This is a genomic window from Paracoccus sp. (in: a-proteobacteria) (assembly GCF_046289755.1).
Classification (GTDB): Bacteria; Pseudomonadota; Alphaproteobacteria; order Rhodobacterales; family Rhodobacteraceae; genus Paracoccus.
Genome location: NZ_JBKBVD010000044.1, coordinates 24,091 through 32,494 on the forward strand (window position 1 = coordinate 24,091; position 8,404 = coordinate 32,494).

The window sequence follows — 8,404 nt, forward strand, 5'->3', positions numbered from 1 at the left end:
CCCGTCGCGACAGGAAGTATTGTCGCAGGTTGCCACCAGATATTGACAGTGCCGTCATGCTGATGTCTACATGCTGTGGTTATGGCATCGCAGACAGGCGTCGCTGATGTGACGCACAGCCGGTTCCGGGCCGCTGCTGTCGTGCTGCCATTTCACAGATACGAACTCCGGGCGGCGGTCCGGCGGATTGGTGATCAGAAGGGCCCGGCCCTTTGCCAGACTGTCGCCCGCAGCCCCCTACCAGACAGAAAGCCAGCGCCATGACCATCACCGTTTTCAGCAAACCCGCCTGCGTTCAGTGCACCGCCACCACCCGCGCGCTGGATGCCCGCGGGCTGGATTACAACGTGATCGACCTGACCCAGGATGACGAGGCGATGGCCCGCGTGACCGCGCTTGGCTATCGTCAGGCCCCGGTCGTGATCGCGGGTGACGCGCATTGGGCGGGGTTCCGCCCCGACATGATCGGCACGCTGGCCTGACGGCCGTGGCGCGGCTGGTCTACTACTCCTCGGGGTCGGGAAACACGGCGCGGTTCGTGGCGGCACTTGGCCTGCCCGCCCTGCGCATCCCGGTCCGCGAGGGGGACGAGATGCCCGCGCCCGCCCTGCCCTATGCGCTGATCTGCCCGACCTATGCCGATGGCGAGGGCCGGGGCGCGGTGCCAAAGCAGGTGATCCGCTTTCTGAACGACCCTGCCCGCCGCACCCTGATCCGGGGCGTGATCGGCGCGGGCAACCGCAATTTCGGGGCGACATTCGCATTGTCGGCCCGGATCATCGCTGAGAAATGCAATGTCCCGGTGCTGGATCGCATCGAACTGGCCGGGACCGAAACCGACATCGCCCGCATCCGCCACGGGCTGACCCTGTTCTGGAGAGAGCCATGCTTGACGCCGTGAAACCCGACCTCGATTATCACGCGCTGAACGCGATGCTGAACCTTTACGACAGTGAAGGCCGCATCCGGTTCGATGCCGACCGCATGGCCGCGCGGCAGTATTTCCTGCAGCACGTCAACCAGAACACGGTGTTCTTCCACAGCCTTGACGAAAAGCTCGATTACCTCGTGGACGAAGGCTATTACGAGGCCGGGGTGCTGGCCCAATACCCGCGCGAGTTCCTGCACGCGATCTGGGCGCAGGCGTTCAGGCGCAAGTTCCGCTTTCCGACCTTCCTCGGCGCGTTCAAATATTACACCAGCTATACGCTGAAGACCCGCGACGGGCAGCGCTATCTGGAACGCTACGAGGACCGCGTCGTCATGGTCGCGCTGACGCTGGCACGCGGCGATCAGGCGCAGGCCACCCGCTTCATGGAGGAAATGCTGTCGGGCCGCTTTCAGCCCGCCACGCCCACCTTCCTCAATGCGGGCAAGCAGTCGCGCGGCGAGCTGATCTCGTGCTTTCTGCTGCGCATCGAAGACAATATGGAATCCATCGGCCGGGCGATCAACTCGTCGCTGCAACTGTCCAAGCGCGGCGGTGGCGTGGCCCTGATGCTGACCAATATCCGCGAGGCGGGCGCCCCGATCAAGGGAATCGAGAACCAGTCCAGCGGCGTCATTCCGGTGATGAAACTGCTGGAGGATTCGTTCAGCTATGCCAACCAGCTGGGCGCGCGGCAGGGCGCGGGCGCGGTTTACCTCAACGCGCATCACCCTGACATTCTGCGGTTCCTGGACACCAAGCGCGAGAATGCGGATGAGAAGATCCGCATCAAGACGCTGTCGCTTGGCGTGGTGATCCCCGACATCACCTTTGAACTGGCGAAGAAGAACGAGGATATGTATCTGTTCTCGCCGCATGACGTGCAGAAGGTCTATGGCGTGCCCTTCTCGGAAATCTCCGTGACCGAGAAATATGCCGAGATGGTCGAGGACAAGCGCATCCGCAAACGCAAGATCAACGCGCGTGCGTTCTTCCAGACCATTGCCGAGATCCAGTTTGAGAGCGGCTATCCCTATATCATGTTCGAGGACACGGTGAACCGCGCCAACCCCATCGCGGGGCGGATCACCATGTCGAACCTGTGTTCGGAAATCCTGCAGGTGGCCGAGGCGTCCGAGTTCAACGAGGATCTGAGCTATGCCAAAATGGGCACCGATATTTCGTGCAATCTGGGGTCCTTGAACATCGCCCAGACGATGGATGGCAAGGATCTGGGCACCACGGTCGAGACCGCGATCCGCGCCCTGACCGCGGTCAGCGAAATGTCGGCGATCGAGTCGGTGCCCTCGGTCCGGCATGGCAATGATCAGGCCCATGCGGTGGGTCTGGGCCAGATGAACCTGCACGGCTATCTGGCCCGCGAACGCATCCATTACGACAGCGCGCAAGCGGTCGAGTTCACATCGGTCTATTTCGCCGCCATCGCCTTTCATGCGATCCGCGCCTCGAATGCGCTGGCGCGCGAAAAGGGCGCGGTGTTCAAGGGGTTCGAGAATTCGCGCTATGCCGACGGGTCGTTCTTTGAGAAATACACCAGCCGCGACTGGCTGCCCGAGGCGCCCGAGGTGGCGCGGCTGTTTGAGGGGATGGCCCTGCCCACGCGCGATGACTGGGCGGCGCTGCGGGCCGATGTGATGCGCGACGGGCTGTATAACCGCAACCTGCAGGCGGTGCCGCCGACCGGCTCGATCAGCTATATCAACAACTCGACCAGTTCGATCCATCCGATTGTCAGCAAGATCGAGATCCGGAAAGAGGGCAAGATCGGGCGGGTCTATTACCCGGCGGCCTTCATGTCGAACGAGAACCTCGAATATTACCGCGATGCCTATGAGATCGGGCCGGATGCGATCATCGACATCTATGCGGCGGCGACCGAACATGTCGATCAGGGGCTGTCGCTGACGCTGTTCTTCCCGTCCGAGGCCACGACCCGCGACATCAACCGCGCGCAGATCAGGGCCTGGAAGGCCGGGATCAAGACAATCTATTACATCCGGCTGCGGCAGACCGCGCTGGAGGGGACCGAGGTGCAGGGCTGCGTGTCCTGTACGCTGTAAGGTCTGGCGGACCGGGGCTCTGCCCCGGACCCCGGGATATTTGGATGAAGAAGAAAAGGGCTGCGTGATGCGGGATATGGCGACGGGTGCGGCGCGGGCGATCAACTGGAACCGGTTGCAGGACGACAAGGATCTGGAGGTCTGGAACCGGCTGACGGTGAATTTCTGGCTGCCCGAAAAGGTGCCGCTGTCCAATGACGTGCCCAGCTGGGCGACGCTGCGCCCGGAAGAGCGCGAGCTGACCATCCGGGTGTTCACCGGGCTGACGCTGCTGGACACGATCCAGAACAGTCTGGGCGCGCCGGCGCTGATGGGCGATGCGATCACGCCCCATGAAGAGGCGGTGCTGTCCAATATCGCCTTTATGGAGGCGGTGCATGCGCGGTCCTATTCGTCGATCTTTTCGACGCTGTGTTCCACGCCCGAGGTGGATGACGCCTTCCGCTGGTCCGAGGAGAACCCGCATCTGCAGCAGAAGGCGCGGCTGATCCTGGAGGAATATCAGGCCGGGGCCGATCCGCTGCGGCGCAAGATCGCCAGCGTGTTTCTGGAGAGCTTCCTGTTCTATTCGGGCTTTTATCTGCCGATGTACTGGTCGTCGCGCGCGAAGCTGACCAATACCGCCGATCTGATCCGTCTGATCATCCGTGATGAGGCCGTGCATGGCTATTACATCGGCTATAAATTCCAGCGCGGGCTGGAGAAGGTCAGCGAGGCCGAGCGCGCCGCGCTGAAGGATTTCGCCTTTTCGCTGATGTTCGATCTGTATGAGGTCGAGAGCCGCTATACCGAGCAGCTTTATGACGGGATCGGGCTGACCGAGGACGTCAAGGCCTTCCTGCATTACAACGCCAACAAGGCGCTGCAGAACCTGGGCTATGAGGCGCTGTTTCCGCCCGCCGCCTGCGAGGTGAACCCCGCGATCATGGCCGCCCTGTCGCCCGACAGCGAGAACCATGACTTTTTCTCGGGGTCGGGTTCGTCCTATGTGATCGGAAAGACCGTCGCGACCGAGGATGAAGACTGGGATTTCTGATCCCTCGCGCCAGGGGACCGGGGCTTTTCATTCCGTCCGGCGCGCGGGCCACAGGTCCTGCGGCCGGATGCCGCGCAAGGCGTTCTGACCGGCGCCCGTCCCGGCAGAGACCGCCTCTGCCGGGAGCTCAGACCGAGGTGGTCATGCGGTGCGTGCCGGGATGGGTCTGGCGCAGGAAGGTGATCGGCTGGTCCAGCAGATGGGTCGCCCGCTCGATCACAAAGACCGGCGCCCCCGGCGCGCAGCGCAGCACCGGCGCGGTGTCGGCATCGGCCAGCGCCGCCGACAGGGTCAGCGTGCCGTGGCTATAGGGCGTGTTCTGGACCAGCCACTGATTGGCGCTGATCGCTGACAGGTCCACCGACATGATGCCGGGCACCGCCTGCGGGTTGATCCAGCGATCCTCGATGCACCACGGCGCGTCATCGGCCAGATGCAGCGCCTTGACGTGCAGCAGCCGCGATCCGGCGCCAAGGCCCAGAACGCTGCGCACCTCCAGCGGTGCGGGCGCCTCGTCGCGGGTGATGAGGGCGTAGCCATAGCGGCGGCCGCGCTGTTCGATCTCTTGCCGGATGATCGGGATTTCCAGCGTCGCCTTGCGCACCGGATTGACAGCGACACGGGTGCCCGCCTTGCGGCGGCGGTCCAGCAGCCCGGCCTCGGCCAGATCGCGCAGGGCACGGCTGACGGTCGCCCGCGCGCAGCCGAATTCGCGCGCCAGCTCGTCATCATGGGGCAGGAAATCGCCGGGGGCCCAGTCACGGCGGCGCAGGCGGTCCAGAACCTCGGACCGGATCGCCTGCCAGCTGGCCGCTTCGGTGGCCATTACAGATGGCCCCTCAGATCCGCCAGCGCGGCAGCATAGGCCGCCGTGATCGCGTCATGGTCATGGTGGTGGCCACCCTGGACCAGATGCCGCCCGGCGGACCAGACATCGCGCACCATCCGGTCACAGCCCGCAAAGATCCACGCATCCAGCAGCGTATCGCCGCGCAGCCCGGCCAGATCGGGGGCCGTCCCGTCCAGCGCCAGCATATCGGCCCACAGCCCCGTGCGCAGCTGCCCCGAGGCGCGCCCCGCCGCCTGCGCGCCCCCCGCGACCGCGCCCTGATACAGCACCCGCCCCGTCGAGGCATCGGCCCGCGCCAGCATCGCCCGGCCCCGGTCACGCAGGCGCTGCGAATGTTCCAGCACCCTCAATTCCTCGGTCAGGCCGATGCGGATATTGCTGTCCGAGCCGATGCCAAAGCGCCCGCCCGCGCCGATCCAGCGCACCCCGTCAAAGATGCCATCGCCAAGCGAGCTTTCGGTGATCGGGCACAAGCCCGCCACCGCGCCGGTCCGGGCCAGCGCCAGCGTCTCATCCGGTTCCATCTGGGTGCAGTGGATCAGGCACCAGCGGTCATCCACCTCCGCGTGATCCAGCAGCCAGCGCACCGGGCGGGCGCCATAAGCGGCCTGCACCTCATCGACCTCGGCCTGCTGTTCGGCCAGATGCATGTGGATCGGGCCTTGCGCCACCGCCACGGCAGCGGCCAGTCCTTCGGGGCTGACCGCACGCAGGCTGTGGGGCGCGATGCCAAGCCGGGTGTCGGCGGGCAGGGGGCGCAGCGCGGCGCCCGCGCCCTCGGTCAGGCGGGCAAAACGGTCGGGGTTGTTGCCGAACCGGATCTGGCCGGGCGCCAGCGCCCGTTCGTCGCAGCCGCCATATTGATAGAGCACCGGCAGCAGCGTCAGCCCGATGCCGGTGCGTGCCGCTGCCGCCGCGATCCGCGCCGACATCTCGGCCAGATCGGCATAGGGCGCGCCGCCGGGCTGGTGGTGCAGATAGTGGAACTCGACATTGCAGGCATAGCCCGCCTCCAGCATCTGCATCTGCACGAAAGCCGCGACCGCCTCGACATGATCGGGCGTCAGCCGGTCCAGAAAGCGGAACATCAGCCGCCGCCAGGTCCAGAAACTGTCCTGCGGATCGGGGCCGCGCGCCTCGGTCAGCCCGGCCATGGCGCGCTGAAAGGCGTGGCTGTGCAGGTTGGCGGGCGCGGGCAGCAGCACCGCGCAGCGCCTGCCCTCAGGGGGGGCGCCGGGGGTGACGCGGGCGATGCGGCCTGCGGGGTCAACCTCGATACGGACGGCCTCTGCCCAGCCTTCGGGCAACAGGGCCTGCTCTGCCCAGATGATCTGCATGGCGCCTCTGCTGTGTGATTCCGCGTTGACACCGATAATATACATACGCATATTTTTTTAAACATGCTTTTATTTGGGGGGAATCGGATGCGGACGGGGCTGCTGGTGAATGCCCGCCTTGCCACCATGACCGGGGCCGCGGTGATCCCGGATGGCGCGGTGGCGGTGGCCGAGGGGCGCATTCTGTGGGCCGGGGCGCGGGGCGATCTGCCGCAAGCGCATCGCGATCTGGCGCAGCAGGATCTGGGCGGGCGGCTGGTCACGCCGGGGCTGATCGACTGTCACACGCATCTGGTCCATGCCGGCGACCGCGCCCGCGAATTCGCCCTGCGGCTGGAGGGCGCCAGCTATCAGGACATCGCGCGGGCGGGCGGCGGCATCCTCTCCACCGTCCGCGCCACCCGCGACGCCGACGAGGCCACGCTGATCGCGCAGGCCCTGCCCCGGCTGGACGCGCTGATCGCCGAGGGGGTTACGACGGTCGAGATCAAATCGGGCTATGGCCTCGATGCGGCATCCGAACTGCGGATGCTGCGCGCCGCCCGCGCGCTGGCCCGGCAGCGCCCGGTCCGCGTGGTCACGACATGGCTGGCGGCCCATGCCTGCCCGCCCGAATATCAGGGCCGCGCCGACGCCTATCTGGACGAGGTGGCGATCCCCGCGCTGCATCAGGCCCATGCCGAGGGGCTGGTCGATGCCGTGGACGGGTTCTGCGAGGGGATCGCGTTCTCGCCCGCCCAGATCGCGCGGGTCTTTGAGGCCGCGCGCGGGCTGGGCCTGCCGGTCAAGCTGCATGCCGAACAGCTGACCCATCAGGGCGGCACCGCGCTGGCGGCCTCGTTTGGCGCGTTGTCCGCCGATCACGTCGAATACGCGACTGACGACGACGCGCGCGCACTGGCCGCATCCGGCACGGTGGCGGTGCTGCTGCCCGGCGCGTTTTACACGCTGCGCGAAACGCAGATGCCGCCCGTCGATGCCTTCCGCCGCCATGGCGTGCCGATGGCGCTGGCGACCGATTGCAACCCCGGCACCTCGCCCATGACCTCGCTGCTGCTGGCGATGAATATGGGCTGCACGCTGTTCCGCCTGACCCCGGCCGAGGCGCTGGCGGGTGTCACCTGCCACGCGGCGCGGGCGCTGGGGCTGGACGATTGTGGCGTGATCCGCGCGGGCGCGCGCGCCGATCTGGCGGTCTGGGACGCGGCTGATCCGGCGGAACTGGCATGGCGCATCGGCTTCAATCCCCTGAACCGCCGCATCTTCGGAGGTGACCTGTGACCCTGACCCTGACACCCGGCGCGACCACGCTGGCGCAGCTGGAAACCCTGTGGCGCGAGGGCCTGCCCGCCCGTCTGGACCCCACCGCCCGCGCGGGCGTCGAGGCTGCCGCCGCTCATGTCGCCCGCGCCGCCCAGGGCGCGGCGGCGGTTTACGGCGTCAACACCGGCTTTGGCAAACTGGCCTCGGTCAAGATCGCGCCTGCCGATACCGAGACGCTGCAGCGCAACCTGATCCTGTCGCATTGCTGCGGCGTGGGCGAGGCGCTGGACCTGCCCGCCACCCGGCTGATGATGGCGCTGAAACTGCTCAGCCTCGGGCGCGGCGCCTCGGGCGTGCGCTGGCAGATCGTCGAACTGATCGAGGGGATGCTGGCGGCGGGCGTCACCCCTGTCGTTCCGGTGCAGGGCTCGGTCGGGGCCTCGGGTGATCTGGCACCCTTGGCGCATATGGCCGCCGTGATGATCGGCGAGGGCTGGGCGCTGTTTGACGGCCAGCGGATGCCGGGCGCGCAGGCGCTGTCGCAGGCCGGGCTGGCGCCGGTGGTTCTGGGCGCGAAAGAGGGGCTGGCGCTGATCAACGGCACGCAGTTCTCCACCGCGCTGGCGCTGATCGGGCTGTTCCGGGCGTGGCGCTGCGGGCTGAATTCGCTGGTCACGGCCTCGCTTTCGACCGACGCGATCATGGGCTCGACCGCGCCGCTGGCGCCACAGATCCACGATCTGCGCGGCCATCGCGGCCAGATCGAGGTCGCGCGCGGCATGCGCGAACTGATGGCCGGATCGCAGATCCGCGACAGCCACCGCGAGGGCGACAGCCGCGTGCAGGACCCCTATTGCATCCGCTGCCAGCCGCAGGTCGCGGGCGCGGCGCTGGACATCCTGCGCCATG

General features: G+C 66.8%; 8 protein-coding genes. 6 read left to right on the plus strand and 2 right to left on the minus strand.

Annotation, left to right across the window (positions count from 1 at the left end):
* Window positions 1-260 precede the first annotated feature (260 nt).
* The 4 genes from nrdH to nrdF all read left to right on the plus strand — a co-directional run bounded on the left by nrdH (window position 261) and on the right by nrdF (window position 4,045).
* On the plus strand, window positions 261-482 hold the full coding sequence (gene nrdH / locus ACK41U_RS14940) for a glutaredoxin-like protein NrdH (RefSeq protein WP_409681673.1): 222 nt from the start codon (window positions 261-263) through the stop codon (window positions 480-482).
* A 5-nt stretch (window positions 483-487) separates the two neighbouring features.
* Window positions 488-901 (plus strand): class Ib ribonucleoside-diphosphate reductase assembly flavoprotein NrdI, encoded by a 414-nt coding sequence (nrdI, locus tag ACK41U_RS14945; protein WP_409681675.1) that lies wholly within the window; start codon window positions 488-490, stop codon window positions 899-901.
* Window positions 886-3,009 (plus strand): class 1b ribonucleoside-diphosphate reductase subunit alpha, encoded by a 2,124-nt coding sequence (gene nrdE, locus ACK41U_RS14950; RefSeq protein WP_409681676.1) that lies wholly within the window; start codon window positions 886-888, stop codon window positions 3,007-3,009. Before nrdI ends, nrdE begins: the two co-directional genes overlap by 16 nt.
* A 67-nt stretch (window positions 3,010-3,076) precedes the next feature.
* Window positions 3,077-4,045 carry a class 1b ribonucleoside-diphosphate reductase subunit beta gene (gene nrdF / locus ACK41U_RS14955; protein WP_409681677.1) on the plus strand — a complete coding sequence of 323 codons (969 nt, stop codon included), beginning with the start codon at window positions 3,077-3,079 and terminating at the stop codon, window positions 4,043-4,045.
* Window positions 4,046-4,172: 127 nt separating this feature from the next.
* On the opposite strand, the gene ACK41U_RS14960 is transcribed toward nrdF, so the two are convergent.
* Together ACK41U_RS14960 and ACK41U_RS14965 are read right to left on the minus strand one after the other, a co-directional pair.
* The gene (locus tag ACK41U_RS14960) at window positions 4,173-4,871 is read right to left on the minus strand and encodes a GntR family transcriptional regulator (RefSeq protein WP_409681679.1); all 699 of its coding nucleotides are present in this window, start codon (window positions 4,869-4,871) and stop codon (window positions 4,173-4,175) included.
* Window positions 4,871-6,232, minus strand: a complete 1,362-nt coding sequence (locus tag ACK41U_RS14965; RefSeq protein WP_409681681.1) for a formimidoylglutamate deiminase — start codon at window positions 6,230-6,232, stop codon at window positions 4,871-4,873. The genes ACK41U_RS14960 and ACK41U_RS14965 overlap by 1 nt, the downstream gene beginning before the upstream one ends.
* Before the next feature lie 87 nt (window positions 6,233-6,319).
* On the opposite strand from ACK41U_RS14965, the gene hutI reads away from it, so the two are divergent.
* Window positions 6,320-7,513 carry an imidazolonepropionase gene (gene hutI / locus ACK41U_RS14970; RefSeq protein WP_409681683.1) on the plus strand — a complete coding sequence of 398 codons (1,194 nt, stop codon included), beginning with the start codon at window positions 6,320-6,322 and terminating at the stop codon, window positions 7,511-7,513.
* Window positions 7,510-8,404 (plus strand): aromatic amino acid lyase (locus tag ACK41U_RS14975; protein WP_409681685.1); only part of this gene is annotated, 895 nt, incomplete at its 3' end. The genes hutI and ACK41U_RS14975, both read left to right, overlap by 4 nt.